Origin of the sequence: Barnesiella sp. An22 (assembly GCF_002159975.1) — a bacterium.
Lineage (GTDB): Bacteria > Bacteroidota > Bacteroidia > Bacteroidales > Barnesiellaceae > Barnesiella > Barnesiella merdigallinarum.
On record NZ_NFJR01000008.1, the window covers coordinates 1 to 21,586 of the forward strand.

11 protein-coding genes and 1 tRNA gene are annotated in these 21,586 nt (G+C 52.0%); 5 read left to right on the plus strand and 7 right to left on the minus strand.

Features of this window, described 5'->3' with window-relative positions; all coding sequences use genetic code 11:
- The first annotated feature begins 1,096 nt into the window (after positions 1–1,096).
- The 5 genes from B5F38_RS08940 to mdh all read left to right on the plus strand — a co-directional run bounded on the left by B5F38_RS08940 (position 1,097) and on the right by mdh (position 5,934).
- Positions 1,097–1,184: transfer RNA gene (locus B5F38_RS08940), tRNA-Ser, on the plus strand.
- 325 nt (positions 1,185–1,509) lie between these two features.
- Positions 1,510–2,475: an acyltransferase gene (locus tag B5F38_RS08945; RefSeq protein ID WP_143240949.1), complete on the plus strand. Its 966-nt coding sequence runs from the start codon at positions 1,510–1,512 to the stop codon at positions 2,473–2,475.
- Positions 2,476–2,760: 285 nt separating this feature from the next.
- Positions 2,761–3,927: an IS256 family transposase gene (locus B5F38_RS08950; RefSeq protein WP_087408951.1), complete on the plus strand. Its 1,167-nt coding sequence runs from the start codon at positions 2,761–2,763 to the stop codon at positions 3,925–3,927.
- Positions 3,928–4,191: 264 nt separating this feature from the next.
- Complete coding sequence (locus B5F38_RS08955) at positions 4,192–4,803, plus strand: L-threonylcarbamoyladenylate synthase (RefSeq protein WP_087408952.1); 612 nt, start codon at positions 4,192–4,194, stop codon at positions 4,801–4,803.
- 192 nt (positions 4,804–4,995) lie between these two features.
- Complete coding sequence (gene mdh, locus B5F38_RS08960) at positions 4,996–5,934, plus strand: malate dehydrogenase (protein WP_087408953.1); 939 nt, start codon at positions 4,996–4,998, stop codon at positions 5,932–5,934.
- 143 nt (positions 5,935–6,077) lie between these two features.
- Here mdh and B5F38_RS08965 read toward each other — a convergent pair whose 3' ends face one another.
- The 7 genes from B5F38_RS08965 to B5F38_RS08995 form a co-directional block, all read right to left on the minus strand.
- The gene (locus B5F38_RS08965) at positions 6,078–7,535 is read right to left on the minus strand and encodes a hypothetical protein (protein WP_087408954.1); all 1,458 of its coding nucleotides are present in this window, start codon (positions 7,533–7,535) and stop codon (positions 6,078–6,080) included.
- Between the two features lie 53 nt (positions 7,536–7,588).
- A complete protein-coding gene (locus tag B5F38_RS08970) occupies positions 7,589–9,625 on the minus strand; it encodes a hypothetical protein (RefSeq protein ID WP_143240950.1) in 2,037 nt (678 codons plus the stop codon).
- A gap of 408 nt (positions 9,626–10,033) precedes the next feature.
- Positions 10,034–11,428 (minus strand): DUF5723 family protein, encoded by a 1,395-nt coding sequence (locus B5F38_RS08975; RefSeq protein ID WP_087408956.1) that lies wholly within the window; start codon positions 11,426–11,428, stop codon positions 10,034–10,036.
- A 21-nt stretch (positions 11,429–11,449) separates the two neighbouring features.
- The gene (locus B5F38_RS08980; RefSeq protein WP_143240951.1) at positions 11,450–13,096 is read right to left on the minus strand and encodes a hypothetical protein; all 1,647 of its coding nucleotides are present in this window, start codon (positions 13,094–13,096) and stop codon (positions 11,450–11,452) included.
- 335 nt (positions 13,097–13,431) lie between these two features.
- On the minus strand, positions 13,432–19,224 hold the full coding sequence (locus B5F38_RS08985; protein WP_087408958.1) for an alpha-2-macroglobulin family protein: 5,793 nt from the start codon (positions 19,222–19,224) through the stop codon (positions 13,432–13,434).
- 77 nt (positions 19,225–19,301) lie between these two features.
- Entirely contained in the window at positions 19,302–20,489 is a 1,188-nt protein-coding gene (locus B5F38_RS08990; RefSeq protein WP_087408959.1) for a dicarboxylate/amino acid:cation symporter, read from the minus strand.
- 61 nt (positions 20,490–20,550) lie between these two features.
- A complete protein-coding gene (locus B5F38_RS08995; RefSeq protein WP_087408960.1) occupies positions 20,551–21,513 on the minus strand; it encodes a hypothetical protein in 963 nt (320 codons plus the stop codon).
- Between the last annotated feature and the right edge of the window lie 73 nt (positions 21,514–21,586).

Here is a 21,586-nt window from a genome sequence, read left to right on the forward strand (position 1 = left end):
AGTATGGGAACCTATGATTGATGGTCTTGAAGAGTTGAACGATACTACATTCGAACGAGAACCGGTAGTGGGGAAACACGGCCTCGTTTATTGAATCAGGCAACGGTAACCGAGGCGGTAGTCGTACAGCGTTTCAAGTATTTTGCCTCCTGGAATAAAACTTAAAAGCGATTGAATATGAAGTGGTTTAACAAGCATTTTATTACAGTCTTATCTATTTGGTGGATCTTACAAGGTCTCACACTGTTGGGGTCGGGAATAAGTTTTTCTCTTGATCTTGAAGATCTCTCCTATACACTTTTAGGTATAGGTTGTTGTCTGATAATTATAGCATTCCTGTTGCTTATTAAACATCGGGTATTGAGGTCAGTTTTAAGCATATTGTTGTTTTTGTATTCTATTTATACCATATTCTTTATGGGGTTGTTATTCTTGTTTGAGCAGGTAAACAATATGTTTGGGTGTATTATGATATGTTTTGTTATTCCCGATTTGAATTTCTTACTTTCCCTTAAACTTCTGATGAGCACTCAAAAGAAAACGTAATGTTTTTACTTAGTTGTTTTGCCTTTAGTACTCACATGCTGTAACACCCCGGGAGCTAAAAAGGGGGATAATGGAGAGAGCCAAGGGCTGGTGGATACGGGCGATATTGTGCGGGGTGACGGGGAGAGTCATTCCGCACCGTGATGCGGAATCCAGAAATACTCGGGCAGTGATTTCACATCTGGGTCGTTTCCTTGCTCGTACCTCTTTTTAGAACGCACGGGTTGTACGTTCCTACGTTTCCCACAAGCGGCTCACAATTGGACCTCGCATCGTTGTGCGGGGTGACGGGGAGAGTCATTCCGCACCGTGATGCGGAATCTAGAGATACCCGGGCAGTGATTTCACATCTGGGTCGTTTCCTTGCTCGTACCTCTTTTTAGAACGCACGGGTCGTACGTTTCTATGTTTCCCACAAGCGGCTCACAACTGGGCCCCGCATCGTTGTGCGGGGTGACTTTAATTCACGCGGTGCACTATTTTTGAAAAAACTTTCGCCGAACCCGAAATTTATATTATATTTGCACCGCTTTTAAGGGAACAACCTCATGGAGTGATGCTCGAGTGGTTGAAGAGGCACGCCTGGAAAGCGTGTATACGTCAAAAGCGTATCGGGGGTTCGAATCCCCCTTACTCCGCCGAAGCCGTTGCGACATTGTCGTAGCGGCTTTTTTGTTGGGGCAATTTGCCGTAAAGCCCGGAAATTCGAGGCCTAGTCGACAAAATTCAGGATGAAATCTCAGTAAAATATTGATTTTAATATCTTTGTGAAGATTTTATAAATATGGTACAAAAAATGCTTTTTCTGTGGGTCTTCACATGTAGTCAAAAATGGACAAAGGAAGCAGGTACAGCAGTATAAATGCAGGGAATGTGGGCGTCAGTTTCTGGATATAAATTATGGAAGAAGTAGCGATTTAAGAAAGATATTATTACATTTGCGTGTTTTTTTAATATTTGTATATGAATTATAAAATAGTAAACATAAGGGCTTTGGCTATAACACTAATAGTTTTAGGGCATAGTATGATTTTATATTCAGATTCATGGGATATAATGCAAACAGCGCAATCTTCTTCTTTTTTCAATTTCCTTAAGGATTGTATTAATGTAGTACAACTTGAGATCTTTTTTGCAATTTCGGGTTATTTGTTTTATTTCTCTGTGAAAAAAAATAAATCTACAAATTCTTTTATTCTTAATAAAATTAAAAGAGTGATACTCCCCTATTATTGTATAATGTTTTTATGGATGAATCCTATAAAATATATATTTCATATACCTGGATATGAATATATTACAATAAAGGCCATTATAAAGCAAATGTGCTTTACAGGCGGTCTTGTTGGCCATTTGTGGTTTTTACCTACGTTGTTTGCAATATTTGTTATTTTCAAACTCTTTTTCTCTAAGATAAAATTGAATAATTTATATACTGTTTTTTTTGTATATCTTATTTTGTGTATTTTTAGCTTAATAAGTCCTAAAGTAACTAATATATTTCAATTTTATAACATTATGAAATATTCTATATATTTTTATATAGGAACTATAATAAACTTATATGAAAAAGATATATGTTCTATATTCCAAAGAATTAGTCCGTTTTTGTTATATCTATTAATAATAGTAGCTTTTGTATGCAGCTTTAAGATTCATAGTATTGCTGTCGTATCAACATCTATACTTATTATTATTTTATACTATATTATTCCTAATAAAACAAATAAATTTATTGAAGCTGTTAGTAAAAATAGTTTTGGATTATATTTGTTCCATTCTCCTCTTATATATATAACATTTAAATTTTTGGAGAATTTTCCTCCTTTCATTGTTGTATTTATTAATTTTATCATAGGTGGAGGTATAGCCTATTTGATGACAAATTTAGTTCGGAAATCGAGACTTCATTTTATGATTGGGGAATAAAGGTTTTTTATCTAAATTTATAAATTCTGCTTAATGGTAGTTTTAGACTTGTAGCTAGGCCGTTTGTAGGAGTGCCTAAGTTAATGTACAGTGGATATTGTTTGTAATTAAGTTCCTATCTTGACTATTCATATTTTCAGTATTTTAGCTATTCTATTTTATAAATTTGTCTGATTAATCGATACTGTTTCAAAAAGTGTGTCTGAGATAGGATAATAAAAAAGTCTACAGATTTTTTAGATTTGTAAAAGCAAAACAAACAAAACCTAAAAAAGAGTAGACTTTATGGATTTCACAAAGGAACAACTTTCCGAGCTAATATGCAAGCATACGGAAAAAGAAAACGGGTTACAGGACCTGATGGAGATAATGCTTGAGAGCCTCATGGTGTCAGAACGCAGGGAGTATCTTCAGGAAGAAGGCATAGCCGGCAACAAGTGCAACGGCTACCGTCCCGGCAGGACATACGGTCATGGCCGGACACTGACATTCCGTATACCTCGTGACCGATACGGCAACTTCCATCCCCGCATACTGGCCATACAGCGCGATCAGGAGGAAGAGTGTGAACGTCTTGCCGGCACGTTGTATACCAAAGGCCTGACGCAGGAACAGGTCGGGGAAGTGTTCAACGATATCTATGGAGAGCACTACAGCAAGGCTAGCATATCGAGGATGCTCGACTATATGCGCCGTGATGTCACCGAGTGGCTTGAACGCTCTCTGGAGAGCTATTATCCTGTAGTGTTCATCGACTGCGTCCATATAAAGATCCACCGCAAGCGCAGCGTTGATACGGAAGCTTTCTATGTCATCCTTGCCGTCAAGGAGGACAAGACCAGGGAGATTCTCGGCATCTATAACAAGCCTACGGAAAGCGCCCTCGGCTGGGGAGAGATGCTCAATGACCTTTATGAGAGAGGTGTCTCGAAAATAGGGCTCATATGTGCGGATGGTCTCAAGGGACTTGATGATGTCATCAGCGAAGTGTTTCCCGGCACCAGCCTCCAGAGATGCACCACCCACTTGAAGCGCAACATACTGAGCGATGTCCGCAACGGTGACAAGGGGGATGTTGCTGACGACCTGAGGCAGGTCTTCCGCACAGGAGACAGAAACTATACCGTGGAACAGGCCTGGAATGAGTGGCAGCAGTTCTGTGCTAAATGGGGCAGGTATTACAGAAGTATCAGGAGACGTGGTGAGGATGCTTCCTACAAGGCGTATTTCACTTACCTGAATTATGACCACCGCATCCAGTCCATGATCTACACCACGAATTGGATAGAGCGGCTGCAGAAGGACTTTAGGCGGGTCACGAGAATGCGCGGGGCAATGCCCAACGAGGAATCGGTCATCCTGCTTATGGGAAAGACTGCCATGGACAAGAAGTCCTACCTGAGACAGGTCCCGAGAATCGATCTTGACAGGACTCTATTCCCGGACGAATAAAAATGCTCATCGGCAGGCATGCCTGCTGATGAGTTAACAGATAAATTGATATATTTGCAAAACTAAGAGGTCTGAAGACTCACTCCAGACACACTAAATGAAACACTACCGATTGATCTTGAATTTAATAGAGATAGAGCTGCTATTTGCTACAAACAATTTGCCATAAAGTCCGGAAATTCGGGGTCGGAAGGCCGGAATAAAGCCTTAAATATTGTTGAAATATAAAAAAATGACTATCTTGGCGGACCTTAAGCCGGAATTATGAAACGATTGAGAATCTATGAAACCAACCCCAGCGAGAGCGAGATAGCCAAGGCGGTGGCGGTGCTGCGCGACGGCGGCATCGTAATCTATCCCACCGACACGATTTATGCCCTGGGTTGCGATGCCCTCAACGTGAGGGCCGTGGAGCGGATTTGCCAGATAAAGGGCATCAACCCGCAGAAGGTGAACCTGTCGATTATCTGCCGCGATTTGAGTTGGGTGAGCGAGTATGCCAAGATGAGCAACTCGTACTTCAAACTGCTGAAGCGGAACCTGCCCGGCCCCTTTACCTTTATTCTGCCCACGAGTGCCTCGTTGCCCAAGATTTACAAAAATCGCAAGACGGTGGGAATTCGTATCCCCGACAATGCCATTACGCTGGCCCTGGCCGAGGTGCTGGGCAACCCGCTGCTCACCACCTCGGTGGCCATCGACGAGGAGGAGCCCGAATATGGCACCGATCCCGAGTTGATTGCCGAGCGGTATGAGTCGGTGGCCGACCTCATGATCGACGGCGGCGAAGGGGGCACTATACCCTCGACCACGGTCGATTGCACGGGCGACGAGCCGGTGGTGCTGCGCGAAGGGAAGGGCGAGCTGGAGGAATAGGATCGGATTGCAACTGTAAAATATTGGTATGTAGATTGTTATATTGTTGTTACAGACGGTTAAAAGATTATGCAAAGTTTATAAAAATTTAATTGTGGAAATTTTTCCATAATGTCGAAATAGTTGTAAATTTGCCAAACAGAGAGAACGAAAAAATATTATTGTATAATTCACTTTATAAACCTAACAATTATGTCTAAAGTATCGGTTATCGGAGCTGGAAACGTGGGCGCCACTTGCGCAAACGTATTAGCATTCAGAGAAATTGCAGATGAGATTGTTCTGCTTGATATTAAAGAAGGCGTGTCGGAAGGCAAAGCCATGGATATGATGCAGGCTGCTGTTACGGCAGGATTCTCTTCGCGTATCAAAGGTGTAACCAACAACTACGAGGCTACGGCCAATTCGGATATGGTAGTAATCACCTCGGGTATTCCTCGTAAACCGGGTATGACTCGTGAGGAGTTGATCGGTGTAAACGCCGGTATCGTGAAAATGGTTGTTGAGAATGTATTGAAATACTCTCCCAATGCCGTTATCCTGTGTGTAAGTAACCCGATGGATACGATGACTTATTTGATTCACAAGGTATCGGGTCTTCCCAAAAACCGCATCATCGGTATGGGTGGCGCCTTGGACAGCTCGCGCTTCAAATACTATTTGAGCCAGGCTTTGAACGCCAACCTGTCGGAAGTTGAAGGTTTCGTAATCGGTGGCCACGGCGACACGACGATGATTCCTGTTACCCGTTACGCTACCTACAAAGGTATGCCGGTATCGGAATTGCTGAGCGCCGAGGCTCTGCAAAAAGTAGCTGCCGACACGATGGTAGGTGGTGCTACGCTCACCGGTCTGCTGGGTACTTCGGCCTGGTATGCTCCGGGTGCTGCTTCGGCTTCGGTAGTTGAGGCTGTACTGGGCGACCAGAAACGTCTGGTTCCTTGCAGCGCTTTGCTGGAAGGCGAATATGGCGAAAGCGACCTCTGCATCGGTGTTCCCTGTGTATTGGGCCGCAACGGTATCGAGAAAGTGGTTGAACTGAAACTCAACGACGCCGAGAAAGAGGCATTTGCCAAGAGCGCCGCTGCCGTTCACAAGACCAACGCTGCTCTTGCCGACGCTCTGAAATAAGGTATAACCCCGTTATATTTCGTTAGGCTGCCGCCCGGTTGTACACCGGGCGGCAGTTTTTTTGTAGCGGGAGTGGAGGGGGAAGATAACAAAACACCTCCCCGGTGGTCGGAGAGGTGTCGGTATGGTTGAGTAGATGGCATTTACTGCCACCCCACCTTCTGCACCGTGCGCTTGCCGAGGTTGTCGGTGAGGGCTACCACATAGACGCCCGGGGCGAGGGCGGTAGTGGGGACAGAGACCTCGCCCGGTTCACCGTCGAGGTATTCGCACCACACCAGTCGGCCGGTGGTGTCGATGAGTTCGGCCAGGCGGTAGCCGTCGCCCGGCAGGGTCACAACCAGAGCATCGGGTGTGCGGGCGATGCGCAGGGCATCAGCTTCTGTCGTACTAACCGACGATGTACAAGGCTCAATAATGTCGAACCGGTTGTAGATATTGTCCAAATAATCAAACTCGTCATCGATACGTTGGTAATAGAGTTTGTCGCCACACTGTGTGCCGCAATCGGGGTCAAAGGGGTGTAAAGGCAGACGGTCGGTAGTGCCTAAACCCTCTATCCAAGGGCTATACCCTTCCAGAAATATCACCTTGCGCACCTGCCCAACCCAATAGGTAACATAGTCATGGGTAACCGGGATTTTCAACTCTTTCCCCGTAGGGTTCAACGGCGAATCGGCCTCGACGGTAAAGATATCGCCTTTCTCCAGGGAGAAATCATACAACAACCACTCTCTCGTCCCATCCAGCAGATAGACCTTCTGATTCTCTTCCCGCACAAGTGCCACCTCTGTCCCCGAGGAGAAATTGCAGTTACGCGACTCGACAAGTTGCTTATACGTTTTTCCATCGACCACCTTCTCGCCTGTAATGAAATAGTGATAAAACTGATCCAAGTCGTAACCCCGTACATCACCCGGGTCGTAATGGTAGTAACCGAAACAGCACTCTTTTACATAGGGAGTATATTCATACTCCATCTCGCAAGGATCTTTCCGGCCGTTGACATACTCATACTCGCCGGTCTCTATATTTTTGACATAATCGAGGGTCTTATAGGTATAACCTATTTCTGTGGGAATAGTAAACAGCAGATGGAATAGACCCTGGCTGGGGCCGATGCTGCCTATACCTTCGATATATATCCCTTGATATGAATCCTGTAATTCTATCCGGCGGCGTTTCCCGCCATTGACCGGAATGGTATCTATTTGAGCTATGATACATTCATTCCCATCGTACGTGTTTTCCCACGACAGATAAACCCGATCGCCCGCCTTCTCGGCCCGGAAATCGTAGATTATCTCTTCCACCATCTCCTCCTGTTCGTCGCTGGGGCGCAGACAATAGACCACCCGGTCTTCTTCGCGAGCCAGTCCATAGAGCCGCATATTGTCTTCGAACGGGCAAGAGTTGCTTTGGTAACACTTCTTATAGGTTTTTCCTTCGACAATCGTGTCGCCTATAAACCGATATTTGTCGCCATCGAACCACTCTACATTTTCCCGTACGAAGGGGACGTATTCATACTCCTGTGCCTGACTGGCGATGCAGCCGAGACAAATTGCCGTAAACGTATATAGTAGTAAATGTGTTTTCATATTCGATACTGTTTTAGGTTATTCTCTGGCTTGGTTTTATGCGTATTGTTTTGCTACAACCCTACTTTCTGCACCGTGCGCTTGCCGCGATTGTCGGTGAGTGCTACCACATAGACGCCCGGGGCGAGGGCGGTAGTGGGGACAGAGACCTCGCCCGGTTCACCGTCGAGGTATTCGCACCACACCAGTCGGCCGGTGGTGTCGATGAGTTCGGCCAGGCGGTAGCCGCTGCCCGGCAGGGTCACTACCAGAGCATCGGGCGTGCGGGCAATGCGCAGGGTTGCTACACGGGTCTCGCCTACGGCCAGTATACAGTTACCGTCGTCCAGGGGAGTTTCATTAAAGGAATCCTGTAAATAGAGGTATTCTCCATTTACCCGTTGGTAATAGATATATTGCAGAGGATTGTTGCACCATGAATAGTCTTCTATCGAGCAATCATCAAAAAAGAAGGTCCAGAAGGTACCCTGGTTCATGTCGCCGATGCCCTCCATCCAATAGCCGACATAGTGGCCGTAATCGTTCTTGAAGTAGATGCACTTGCGCTCTTTCCCGGCAAACTCGACGGTTTTGACGTCGGACACCGATACTTGTCTGTATAAAGGGTTGTACGGAGGTTTGGTCAAGACGATTTCATCACCTTTAGTCAGGTTGAAATCATAACCTATCCCTTCGGTTTCGGTTGTTCCGTCCCAGATATAAACTCTCCGGTCCTCTTCCCTGATTTGATAGGCCGGGGAGATTCTTTCCCAGTCGGGACATTCGAATGCGATATAGATGTTCTTGTATGCTTTGCCATTGATGGTCGTATCGCCGGCTATGCGATAGTGAACATAATTACCACTTAATTCACCTTCGCTGGAAAAGGTATAATCGACCTCGTAATAACCATATTCATAATCGCCCTCTTTGACAAACGGTTCGTACGATCGGCCAAACTCGCACTCGTCGCGCAGCGTGTTGACTGTCCCTTTGTATTCATAGTCGCCGGTCTCCATATTCTTTATGTATCCGAGCCGGTTGTGCGGGTCTTCGATTTCTTCTGTCGTAGCTTCGAAGGGGAAGAAGAATCCTCGGCAGGGTTCGAGGCTTCCGAATCCTTCGATATAACTGCCTGACGGCAGTTTGATGCGTCGCCGCAACTGGTCGTTATTCACGGCTATGGTGTCGATGTGCATCACCGGTTCGCCATCGGGATGGAGCCGGGTAGGTACCCGCTCGCCGGTCTTCTTGACGCTGAAATCGTAGAGCACCGTCTCCTGCTCGTCGCCGGGACGCAAGCAATAGACCACCCGGTCTTCTTCGCGAGCCAGACCATAGAGTGTCTGCCTCTCTTCAAAAGGACAACTCTCGCTCACATAGCATTTCTTGTACGACACCCCGCCGACTACCGTATCTCCCTCGAAACGATAGCATTCGTCATACCCCCACTTCACCCCTTCACGCACGAAAGGCACATATTCATAGGTGCCCAATCTGGACCACTCGGGCTGGTAGATAAGTCGGTTCTCTATATTTTCGACAGTTTCTACCCAATCGAGATATTTTGTTTTCGTTTCGGTGTCGGAATTGCAGAAAGGGTAGTAGAGATTATTCCGTTTGCCGGTATAGCCTATCCCTTCGATGCAGACTCCGTCGACATCTTTTAGTTTGATTCGTTTTCTGAATGTGTCGTTGATGAGTATCGTGTCGATCCACTCGACCTCCATGCCGAAATAAGGCGGGTCGTTGTGCCAGGCCCACATGGTATCGCCGGCCTGCTCTACATTGAAATCATAGATGGGAATCTCGGATTTCAAGGGGACCGAATCTAATACATTTTTCTCTATTCGATAGACGACTTTATTCTCTTCGCGCAGGAATATCATGATATCTGTCCTGAACGAAAAGTCGGGCATATAAGCGTAGGCATACAATTTCCCATCAATATATCGATTATCCAGTAAAAGAGTCATTTTCTCTTCTTGATTACTAAATGTCCATCGAACATTCTCTCGCACGATGGGAACATATTCATACTCCTGTGCTTGCCCGGCGATGCAGCCGAGACATATCAGCGCGAAACTCCAAAGTAGTGATTGTGTTTTCATGGCAGGTTCAGTTTGGTTTGAATGAGGACGCTGTTGTTTTTTCGATAGTTTTCAAAGATAGTGAAAGTTGAGAGCAGAGACAAACCGAAACGAAGTTTCGAAGTTTGGCTATGCCGAACCGCATCCTATCTTTTACAAAGATAGTAAAAGTTTTCGACAAATCTATTATTATGCAAAAAAAAACATATATTGGTTAAAGACTTTATCGGGTGTGTGGTATGGGTGTGGCGGGCGGTTCGCTGCCCGGTGGCAGAGAGGAGTGGAGAGGGTAAAAAACGGAGACAATTGGGGGGGCATCCTCGAGATTGTTTAAGGAGATTTTGCAGATAACGAGAGTTTGTAATAAAAACAGGGGCCATCTCAAGCCGAACTTGAGAAGGCCCCTTGGAATATAGATTGTCGTATAGTTCAGATTTTATGATTCTTCCCGAAAGTGATGTTGAAGCCGAAGCTGAGGTTGGCCCGGGCGTGATTGATGGGGATGAACTGCTTGGAGTACTTCGTGGCAAAGTAGTCGGTACCGACGAAGAAGTTGAAGCCCGGAGCGCAGATGTTGAGGATGGCGCCTACCGAACTGCCCATGTTGGATACCGACCCGTTGACGGTGAGGTGCAGGGCCGAGAGGGGACGGAAGTTGATGGCTGCCATGCCTTCGGCATAGGTGCGGTAACCGACGAATCGGGTGGTGGAGAGGAGACCGAACGAGATGGCGTTGTCGAGTACGGCATACTCGGCACCCACGCGCAGGGTGGTGCGCAGCGAGTTGCTCACCGACTGGGTGTCCGATTGGTAGAATTTGGTTAAAGCTTTGAGGTCGTCGCCCAACTGGTCGGCCTTTTGGTCGAAGGGGTTGTCGCCGTTCTCGTCGTCTTCGGCACCGATGTTGTCGAATCCCGAGAACCGGAACTCTTTATTGGGGTCGGTCTCGGCGCGGGTGAGGTTGTTCCAGCGCATGAAGCCGATGTCGGTGAGGGCGGCCGAGAGGGTGAGGTTGTCGATGATTTCGTAGGTGGCACCCAGATCGAATCCCAGCCCGAATCCGGCTACTCCGAAATGGTTGCCGAAATCGTATCCGGTGACTTCGCCGGTCTCGGGGTCGGTGGTCAGTTCGAGCAGCGAGGTGGCTTGCAGGTGTCCGGCTTGTTTGATGGTCCATTCGTTTTGCGACATGGAGATGTCCATACGGTCGATGCGGGCCTCGGCATGTGCGGCACCGAGCAGCACTTTCACTTTGGCACCCACGCCCAGCTTGTCGGTGATGTCGCGGGCATGACCGAAGGCCAGTTCGAGGTAGTTGCTGGTGGTAGCTGTTACGTTGCTCATGTCGTAGCGGGTTACGCCGGTAGCCTCTTGTCCGGTTTTGAGGAATTGAAAAATCTCTTTGGGCAGGTAGGCACCGGTGTTGCTTTTGAGCGCGAGGTTGAAGGTGTTTTGTCCGCCCCAGGCCCAGAAGCCGAACGAGATGAGGTCGAGCCCCAAGTCGAGTTCGATGGTGTTGTTGGGGGTGAGCTTATTGAGGAATTCGTCGGCCGGTACGCTCTCGTGGAGGAACGTCACCAGCTTGTTGTCGCGCGGATAGAGGAAGGTGCCCAACCCCAGATTGGAGTTGACACCCAGGTAGAAGTTGCCGAGGCTCGGCATGCTTACGTAGTTGTTGGGTGTCTTGAGGGCCGGGTTCAGTTGGTTGCGCTTGGTCATCTTCTCCATGAAGTAAGAGGAGTTGAGCGTGGTTTGGGCCGATAGCCCGGCCGAAAGCGTCAGGGCGAGGGCGATGCTCGCAACATGTTTTATAGCGTGTTTCATTGTTTGTTAGCTTTAAATCCGTTACAAATCTTCTAAGTCCATTTGTGCTCCTTCGGGGAGTCGAGCCGAGAGGTGTACGACGATAAACTGGTCGGGACGCAGGGTGACGTCGTGGTTGTCCTGGTTGCTGCCTTCGACCTTGAATTCCAGCTTGTCGAGTTCCTGAAGTGCATTCTCGCGAACCTCCTCGATATTGAGGGTGACGTGAGTCGATTGTATGGCATTGTCGCTGTTGGGCGCGGCATTGATCTCTACGCCTTCGGGCAGAGTGAGGCCGGTAATGGGGTCGCCATTCTGGTCGAGCGGTTTGACCGAGAGAACGAGACCCAGCGGGATGGCGTTGTCGACAACGACGTCGAGCTCGAGGTGCTTGATTTTGTCGGAGACGTCGGCGAGATCGCTGCGGAGGTTGTCGATGGAGTCGGTGTAGAAGATGCGGAGGTTGTCGAACTCGAGCGGTACGTTTATGTCGTAGTCGATGTTGAGGTTGTAATCACCTTTACCCAATTCGATGGTTTGGTCGTTGGTTTCGCTCTCGATTTTCACTTCGGTCACTTTGATGTCGAGCTGGTCGGGGATGGTGCTGAGTAGCGAGGTGAGCGAGCCCGAGGTGATGAGGGGCGAGTTGCGGTCGATCTGGAAGGTGGTTCTTTCGCCGCCAGCGACCTTGAGGGCAAGCGAAACTACATTGCCGTTGACTACCTGGCCGTTCTCGTCGAGCGGCGATATTTCGAAGCTGGCCGAGATGGGGGCATCGATGGGGTTTTGTACCGACAGGTTGAGAGCGAGGTCTTTTATTTCGAGTGAGGTCCCCTCTTCCTTGAGGAAGTCGGGCAAATCGGAGAGCGAGACCGAGGTATTGATGTCGACGTTGGGAACGACGGTACCCGATACGCCTTTGATACGAATCTGGGGGGTAGAGAGATTGAGGTTGGGTTGAACTGATACGGTTGTATTGGTGAGGTCTTCGAGTCCGATCGATTGTTTGTCGGCATAGACGAGGCCCTTCAAGGCAATTTCGTCGGTGATGAGCAGGTGTCCGTTCTCGACTGTGGGGTTGGAGAATCCGTAGATGGTCAAGGGAACGGATACGTGGCCTGTGCCGTTGGTCAGTTCGATGGTTTTCGATATGAATATCGACGAGCCTTCGCGTGCGAGTTCGCCGTTCGGTTCGATGTCGAAGTCAATCAATTCGGGGAGAGCCAGCTCGGCACCCGACAGGTAGATGCGGGGCAGAAAATCGGGCATGCCCGAGATGTCGATAGAGAGCTCGACGTGCAGGTCGTCGCCGTTGTTATCGGTAATCCGTACGCTTCGTACGTGTTTGACTTCGGTTGGCAGTTCGGTATCGACGTTGAAGTTCTCGGCCGTGTTGATGTTGGCTTCGAAGGCGATTTCGATGTCGGGCATCTCCAGACCGGGAATCTGTGGCAGCTCGGTTGTGGCAGCCTGGAAATCACGCGTATAAAGCTCGAATTTGGGCGAAAAGTCGTCGATAATTACCGGGTCGATGGCGTCGATGTCTTCTGTGATATTGTCGGATTTGCTGATTACGTACCGTCCGTCGATTACATGGAGCACATCGCCCTCTTCAATCATTCGGCTGAGTCGGATGGTATCGGTCTGTCCGATGGGTAAACTTAGATTTCCTCCTACGGTTACTTCCAAATCGATGTCTTTTTTGAAATCATAATCGGCATCAATACACGAAGCAAAAGAGGAAAGTAGCCCTAAGAATAAGCTACTTGTGATAAATTTTGTAATTTTCATAAAAAAGTATTGAATCGATAAGTTCGTATAAAACAGCGGTAGATCCCTCTTTCGATGGCAAAGTTATTTATTTATTTTTATACTATCGGCATCTTTTTTATAGAAAATAACCCTTTTATGAGTTTTTGTAAAATTTATTAAACTTGTAGGGATGGGGCAATAAAAACTCCCCTTCCGAGCCGTTGGCGGTCGGTCGGAGGGGGAGTATGACGAGTGTCGGTCGGAAGCCGGCGTTACTTGACAACGATGGTTTGTGCCGGTGTGCGGGCGATAATCTGCGGGGCATAGAGGCACTGTATGGACGAGAGTCCCTGGGTGTAGTCGCCGGGACGGTCGATGTCGAGTTCGTAGGCGATGACGTAGGTGCCTTTGGGCAGGTAGTCGAAGTAGAAGCGGGTCTCGGCATTTTTCACCTCCTGGTAGTAGCAGATGCTCTCGCGGCAGCGGTAGCCCGAGAGTTGGTCTACCGGCTCGAAGCAGGCGGCCCGGGCGTCGGTGAGGCAGACAAACTGCATGTCTTGCCCCACGGTGAGGGTGAGCCGTATGGCTACACGGTCGCCGGTCTTGGGGGCTACCTGGCTGATGGGACGGTAGGTACCCGAGGGTTGTCGCACGAGTATCTGGCGGTCGATGGCCAGCTCGTTGACCGAGGCGGCCGATACGTTCTTGACATCGTCGAAGTATTGCCAGTAGAGGGCTCCCCACGAGGGTTGCTGCTGGTCGGTCGAGACGACGGCCTCGGCCTCGGCTGCCGTTATCTGGTTGCCCGACAGGGTAAGTTCGGTCAGTCCCAGGAAGGGGTCTTCGGGCTCGTATTTCATGACCTTTCCTCCCCATACGATGACGGGTCGGGTCGAGCTGGAGGCCAGCCAGTCGGAGCCGCCGTAGAGCAGGGCGTAGATGGCCTCGAGGGTCGAGGGTACCGACTCCCACTCGTTGGTCTGTTTCTGGGCGAGGAGCCAGCGACGCATCTCGTCGAGTTCGGTGGCGACGGGGTCGACCGTCGTGAAGGCGGCGATGAGTGCGCACTGTTCCTGCACAGCGCTGTTGCTATAGCCGTAGCTCGAGCGGTTGTTGGGCCAGAACATCCCCTTGTCGGGGGTGGTCACGGCGTACTGGCGCAGCGAGGCTACAATGTCGCGGGCCACGTCGGTGAATCCGTAGCGGTGCAGGGCTACGGCGGCGTAAGCCTTCTCGATGGTCGAGAAGTTGATCCACTGCTTGAGTTGCTCGACCATAGCCTTGTGCAGCCCGAGCATGTCGCCGGCCAGCGGGATGTCGAGGTACGAGGAGCGTACGTGCAGGTAGCAGATGTCGTTGTAGGTGAGTGGAGCGTTGGGCTCGCGCTTGCGTTGCCGCTCGATGGTCTGGTCGAGGTAGCCGATGCCCTTGACCTGCATCTCGTGTATCGTGCTGTCATCGAGGGGTACACCCAGGGCGCGCAATCGGGCGAAGCTCTCGAGAATGTTCATCGTCACCCAGGGACTGGCCGACATGCCCTGGAACCAGCTCCAGCCGCCGTCGCTGCCCTGGAGGTTTTGCAGTTTGAGGATGGCCTCGCGTGAGAGGCGGTCGGCCCGGTTGGTGTCGAAGAGGGTGGCCAGCTGCTGCATGCGCTCGGTCTGGTTATCGGCCTCGAGCACCCAGGGGGTAGCCGAGAGGAGTACCTGCTTCAGCTCTTCGTTCCGGGCCAGCAGCGAGGTGAGGTCCCGGTTGCCGGAGGCCTTCCACAGCTCGATAGCACGGGCGATGAGCGGGTTGCTGCGGACCATCGATGCGGCCAGGCTGTTGGCATAGAGCGTGGCCGAGATGGAGATGGCGTCGCTGCCGTCGATGTCGGTCAGGGCGGGCATCGCCTGTACGGCATACCAGGCGGGGTTGTTGCAGTATTGCAGCGTCATGCGCAGGCTTTCGACGGTGGGCGATTTCAGTTTCTCTTCCATGCCGGGTATGACAACCGGGACGGTCTGCTCGCCGCCGGGTATGTAGAAGGGTTTGCTGTCGGTCACCAGTACGCGGGTGGGGAGCACGGGCAGAATCTGCTGTTCGCCGTCGCTGTATTGCAGGGTCGATGCCTTGACGCGGAATCCCAGCAGTTCGGCCCCTTCGGGTGCGGTGAAGGAGTAGTCGACCGTACGGTTTTCGCCGGGCTCAAGGATGAAGGCCGACTGGCTGGAGTGGAGCACCTTGTCGGTATAGGGGTCGAAGAGTTCGAAGCGTACGGTCCCCTCCTGGTGGCTGTTGCTCTGGTTTTGCACGGCCGTGGCGATGGTCACGTGGTCGCCCTGCCGGACAAAGCGGGGCAGGTTGGGCGACACCATGAGCGGTTTGCTGGCCACGGTCTGAGCCTCGTATTGGCCGGAGAGGAGCTCTTGCGTGTAGGCCAGGGCGAGGAATTGCCAGGTGGTGTTCTCGTTGGGTACGGTAAACGAGACAGATACCTGTCCCAGCGAGTCGGTGGTGAGCGAGGGGTAGAAGAAGGCGGTGCTTACCTCGCCGGTGCGCAGGGGCTCGTCGGGTTGGGAACCGCCGCTCTCTTCGCGGCTTTCGAGTGCAGGTGAGGCCGAGCCCTTGGCCATAGCGGTGTTGGCACTCTTGGTCACCACTACCTCGTCGAGTGCAGTTTCGGCCTCATTGATCTGTATGCCCGATGCTACCGCATTAGAGGCGAAGATGGGGAAACGTCTGTTACTACCGTTCAACAGATTGAGGTAGAGGAACTGCGTGGCGGTCTCGCCGGGTACGGCGAGCCGGGCCGGAATCTCTTCGGCTTCGATGGAGCGTCCATAAGAGTAGGAGGTCGATGGTCGAGTCGAGATGCAGGTACAGGGTGCCGGAGCCGGTGCGCTGAAGTGCCAGCTGTGGGTGCTGATGGCTTGCATCGAGGCATCGAACATCTCGGCCATGAAGCGGGCCTCGACGGGATTGCCCTGGGCGTCGGTCACCGAGAAGGTCCAGTTCTCGGCATTCCCCGGCAGCAGTTTGTCGCGGAACGACTCGGTCTTGATATTCAGTTTGCGGTCGGGCAGAGCCTGTCGTATGGTTACCTGGGCGGTTTTTATTTCGCCGTCGCGCACGGTGAGCAGGCTGATGGTGGCGATGCCGCCGAACGACTTGTCGAACTTGACCGACAGCGTCTTGCAGCTGTTGCTGAGTTTGAGCATGCGGGTCTCGACCAGATGGTCGGCCGTATAGATGGAGTAGAAGATGTACCCTTCGCGCAGCGAGGTGCCTACGGGAATCTTCACCGTTTCGCCCACTTCGGCCGTGATTTGGGTACGGGGAAGCCATATTTCGGCAAAGCGGGGCGGTTTTTTGTCTTTCTCACTGTACAATACAAAGTTACACTCCGACCGGATAATCCGTTTCGATTCGTCGTTGCTGAATGCCACGATGCGATAGGGGCCCGAAGCCCATTTCGAGAAGTCGGGGTAGAGGGCGTGGCCGTCGGCACCGATGGTCACCTCGCCCACCTGCATCTTGATTTTGAGGCTGTCGAGCGGTTCCCCTTCGACGTCGTAGAGCGAGTAGAATACGAGCCGGCAGGCCCGGTCGACGGTTTGTCCGTTGAGGGTACGCACCTGTGCCTTGATTTGCCCGGCCGACTTGAACTTGTCGAGGTATCGGGGGGCGGTGACGGTGATGAAGTAGGGCGAGTCGCCTACCTGTACGGTAGTCGATTGCTCTACCGTCTCGCCGGTGGGGGCGGTGACGGACGCTTCGATGCTGTATATATAGGCTTGCTCCTGGTTGATGAACGATTGGGAGCTGATGCGTTGCGGCGTGAAAGTGATGGAAAAATTGCCCGAGGCGTTGACCGTGGTGGTGCGGCTCTCAATCTCTTTGCGGCCGGAGGGAAGGAAGTACCGGAAGAAGGGGTTGGCCTGGCGGTAGATGGTGTATCGCACCGAGGCCCCGGCCTGAGGTACGCCGCTGTAGCTGCGGGCCGAGCCTTGCAGGGTGATGGGTTGGCCGAAGCTGGTGCCCTCGGTCACCGGCTTGAACTCGACGCGGAACATGGGCAGTTTGTATTCGGCTACCGATACCGAGAGCCGGTCGCCCCACGACTGGTTCACGCGCAGGGTATAGTTGCCCAGCAGATTACCGCGGGGAATGACAAACGAGCCGGTGAACTGGCCGTAGGCATCGGTGACAACCTGGGTCGAGGCTACCTCGCGCGACGAGGGGTCGAGCAGCGATACGGTGCAGTGCTCGCCGCCTACGGTGCGGTGTTCGTCGGTCGAGTTGATGTAGCGGATGCCCGAGAAGTAGAGTGTCTGTCCCGGCCGGTAGAGCGAGCGGTCGGTGAAGAGTGCGGTGCGGGTATCGCTGTCGTCGCTGTCGTCGTAGCAGCCTGGTAATGAGAGACGGTCGGCCGGAGCAAAGCGGTCGAGCGGGGTGGAAACCTGGGTAAAGAGGAATCCCTCGTCGCCGGTTTCGATGCGGCAGAGGCCGTTCTTGTCGGTGCGGAGTCGGGCCTTTTCGACACTCTCTTGACCTAAGAAATAGGGCGAAGCGTAGAGGGTAACCTCGGCCTTGGGCAGAGGCTTGCCTGTGCGGGCATCGACGGCGAGCAACTCGATGTGCTTGTCGGAGGCTGCTCGTGTGATGGTTTTCACTCCCGATACGGTGAAGTGGGTGGTCGATGGGTTGGGTTTGCCGTCGATGAGGATTTTGGCTACATAGAGGCCGGGACCCAGTTGGGGGAAGGCGAGGGTGCGTTGGCGGGTCACGAGCGAGAGCGGTTCGCCTATGGCGTAGTCGTGGTCATAAATGCAGTCGCCGAAGTCCCATTCCGGTTGCTTCAGGTCGTTGTCCTGCATGTCGATGGGCAGGGGTTCGGGTTGGCGGTAGATGCGCAGGGTGAGGCTGTCGACGTTGCGGTATGAAAGTCTCACACTGTCGATTTCGCCCGGGTAGAGGAGGGTAGAGACTTTAACAGAAGCCTCTTTGGCGGTGATGGTGTTGCGCAGATTTACCAGCCGGTTGATGTTGCGGTATTTCGGGAAAGCGGCCGTCCATTGTTCGCAAAGGTCGAGAGCCCGGCGGGCATTGTCGTAGCGGTCGGTATTCCACAGGATGGAGGCGAGGGTCGAGGCCACCTCGACCGAATAGGGCTTGTCGCGGTAGCTCTCGAGCAGACTGCCCAGCAGGTCGATGTAGTTGCCGAAGAGCTCCTCTTCGTCGTTGTTGTAGAGGCTTTCGCCCAGGTATTCGAGGCGTTGCAGGTCCCACATCATGAGCGGGGCCGAGCCGGTCTCGGCGGCGTGGGCCTTGAGGGCGTCGGCATAGAGTTGGAGTATGCGGCCGTCGGGCTGCTTCTTATTGTCCAGTACGATGGTCGTAAACTTCTGTGCAGGAACCAGCAGCTCCTTGCGGGCTACCGGCTGGAGGGGTGAGTAGCCTCTCTCCTGTTTGTAGAGGTCGATGGCTTCGCCCACCACGAAGTCGTAGAGGGTGGGGCGGAAAATCGAATCGCTGCCGATGGTGAGGGCCTGGCGATAGGCGCTTACCGGCGTAGCCAGCAGTTCCTGTACGGGAGCTGTAGCCCGGGTGAGCAGGGTGTCGATTTTGGCCAGGAACATGTTGGCGCTCCAGGTCTCGAGCGGCTGAGAGAAGTCGTCGACCTCGTCGCGCAGGCGTATCCGGTAGTTATCCTCGAGGTAGAGGTGGTACAGCCGGGCCGAGATGAGGCGCAGCAGACTCTGCTCGACGGGGTTTTTCGAACGGTCGGCCAGCGATTCGGTCTGTCCGATGATGGCGGGGAGAGTGTCGCGGTCGATGAGCAGCCGGGCCGCCGACTGTTTCATGAGCGAGGCGATGACGGCCGGTGTGTCGTGCCGGGCCAGGGCCTGCTTCAGGTCGATGGTGGCCGAGTCGAGGGCCTCTTTGGGAGCGGCCTTTATCTGCTCTTCGGCCGATAGTTCCTGTTTCATAGAATCCGAGGTGTGGGTCAGAGCGCTGGCTCCGACGATAGCTCCTATTGAAAAGAGAGTAGCCACGATAATCCATGTGCCTTTTTTCATACGCGGAATGTTAATATGTTGGACTACTATAAATAAAATTTACTTAACAGTCTATATCTATACAGATGCTTTGTCTGCTACGAACGCTGCACGAGGTTTCCGCTTTTTCCGTTTATGCGGTCCACGACTACGGCGATGGCTCCGTCGCCCGTCACGTTGCAGGCGGTGCCGAAGCTGTCCATGGCGATGTAGAGGGCAATCATCAGGGCTTGGGCCGTCTCGTCGAAGCCGAGCATTCCCTCGAGCACACCCAGTGCAGCCATGATGGCACCGCCGGGAACCCCGGGTGCGGCGACCATGGTGATGCCGAGCATGAAGATGAAGCCGCTGAAATCGAGCGTGTGTATGGGTATGCCGGCCATCATCATGATGGCCATGGCGCAGGCGGTGATTTTCATCGTGCTGCCCGACAGGTGTATGGTGGCGCACAGGGGAATAACAAAGGTGGCGATGTTTTTGCTCACCCCGTTTTTAAGGGTCTGGGCCAGCGTGACAGGTATGGTGGCTGCCGACGACTGGGTGCCCAGCGCCGTGGCGTAGGCGGGCAGCATGTTCTTGAGCAGGCGCAGGGGATTCTTGCGGGCTACGAGTCCGGCCAGCGAGAACTGGATGAGTAGCAGCAGGATGTGCAGCACGAAGATGACGATGATGATTTTGACAAACACCGAGATGATGGAGGCTACCTGTCCCGAGATGGTCATGTTGAGGAAGATGCCGAAGATGTGCAGCGGCAGCAGCGGTATGATGACCTTCTCGATGAGTAGGGTGACGATGTCGCGCAGGTCGGCGGCCGCCATGCGCAGCGTGTTGCCCGGTATGGCCGAGAGCCCCAGGCCGATACAGAAGGAGAGGAGCAGGGCGGTCATGATGTCGAAGGGGGCGGGCATCTCGACGGTGAAGAAGGGTTTCAGGGCCATCTCGCCGGGGTTGTCGACCGTTGCGGTTTGGGCCGACTGGGCAATGAGCCGGGGGAAGATGGCTTCGCCGGTAAAGTAGGTGAAGAATCCCGAGAATACGGTAGAGCCGTAGGCAATGAGCGCCGTGATGAGCAGCAGTCGGCCGGCCCCTTTGCCCAGGTCGGCGATGGCGGGGATGATGAGGCCGATGATGATGAGCGGGATGATGAAGTTGAGGAAGTTGCCGAAGAGCCCGTTGAAGGTGACAAACAGTCGGGCCACGGGCGCCGGAAGGAACTGCCCCAGCACGATGCCGGCCACGATGGCGATAAGCACTTGCCAGAGGAGCGAGATGCGGAATTTTTTCATAATCGGTAGTTTGTGTATGAGGTAGAGATAAAAATCGGGTTGATAGCTGTTTTTCGAAGATTTAGTTGACAATGCTGAAGTAGCGGTAGGTGCCCAGATTGCTCTCGGTCTTGATGAGCCCGTTGCTTTGGCGGGTCAGTTCGAGCCATTTGTCGCCGGTCTCTTTTCCCGAAATTTGGGTGAGGTATATGCGTTTGCCGTCGATCCGGTACCGGTAAGAGGTGTTGCCGTCGCAGCGGTTTTCCCAGTAGAGGATTCCGTCGCTGCCGAGTTTGATGTATTCGCCCGTTTGGCATTGGAACCGGTTTACCTCCTGCCCGTTTTGCGAGATGCCGTAGGTGATGAGTGACAGACGTTTGCCTATGAGAGCCTGCCAGCCCGTCGATGCCGGTGAATTGGGGGTGATTTGTTTCCCGATGAGGCTTTCGCGCAGCGATGCCCAGTCGGAGTTGTCGGTGCCGGAAGCCGGAGAAGAGTTTCCCGACGGTGCTGTCGGTGTGAAATAGATTATCTCTCGGGTCTCTTTGGTTACCTTGCTGTTCCCCAACTTGCCATTGTCGTCCGTACTACGATGCAGCACTTCCCGCTCAATCCAGTTACCTCTGTCGTCATAACGGAGAATCCGGTAAGTATCGACACTCATCAGGGAGAAACTATACGTTGTCATCTTTTTAACCCGATCGCCTTTCGAATTGTATGAGTAATCGATAACCATTACACCCAGCAACGTCTCGTAGCTTTCCGAGGTGAGTTGTCCGTCGGCATTATACTCGTACTGCGTACACACGTTGCTGCACCTCTCCACCGGATAACCGTTGCTGTCATATTTGGCATCCGGCACATCTTCATGGTCGACTGCCGTCAAGCGACCGTCGGAATCATAAGTGAATATTTCCCCGTCACTCTTTATCATCTTCACGGGGCCACAAGCATCCTCTACAATGGCATCGTGATACTTCTGTGCCCAAATCGGGGAAGTACCCAGCAGTAAAACCGCCCATACGGAAATCATCTTACTTTTCATTTCTACCTAATTTTTTAGAACGGAACAATACGTAAAATTATAGATCTTTTATTCCCCGACAAAGTTTTCTGTC

Bases quoted from the DNA above. Each gene is read 5' to 3' on its own strand.
- B5F38_RS08945 (WP_143240949.1), top strand. From the start codon at position 1,510: ATGAATTATAAAATAGTAAACATAAGGGCTTTGGCTATAACACTAATA.
- B5F38_RS08950 (WP_087408951.1), top strand. From the start codon at position 2,761: ATGGATTTCACAAAGGAACAACTTTCCGAGCTAATATGCAAGCATACG.
- B5F38_RS08955 (WP_087408952.1), top strand. From the start codon at position 4,192: ATGAAACGATTGAGAATCTATGAAACCAACCCCAGCGAGAGCGAGATA.
- mdh (WP_087408953.1), top strand. From the start codon at position 4,996: ATGTCTAAAGTATCGGTTATCGGAGCTGGAAACGTGGGCGCCACTTGC.
- B5F38_RS08965 (WP_087408954.1), bottom strand. From the start codon at position 7,535: ATGAAAACACATTTACTACTATATACGTTTACGGCAATTTGTCTCGGC.
- B5F38_RS08970 (WP_143240950.1), bottom strand. From the start codon at position 9,625: ATGAAAACACAATCACTACTTTGGAGTTTCGCGCTGATATGTCTCGGC.
- B5F38_RS08975 (WP_087408956.1), bottom strand. From the start codon at position 11,428: ATGAAACACGCTATAAAACATGTTGCGAGCATCGCCCTCGCCCTGACG.
- B5F38_RS08985 (WP_087408958.1), bottom strand. From the start codon at position 19,224: ATGAAAAAAGGCACATGGATTATCGTGGCTACTCTCTTTTCAATAGGA.
- B5F38_RS08990 (WP_087408959.1), bottom strand. From the start codon at position 20,489: ATGAAAAAATTCCGCATCTCGCTCCTCTGGCAAGTGCTTATCGCCATC.
- B5F38_RS08995 (WP_087408960.1), bottom strand. From the start codon at position 21,513: ATGAAAAGTAAGATGATTTCCGTATGGGCGGTTTTACTGCTGGGTACT.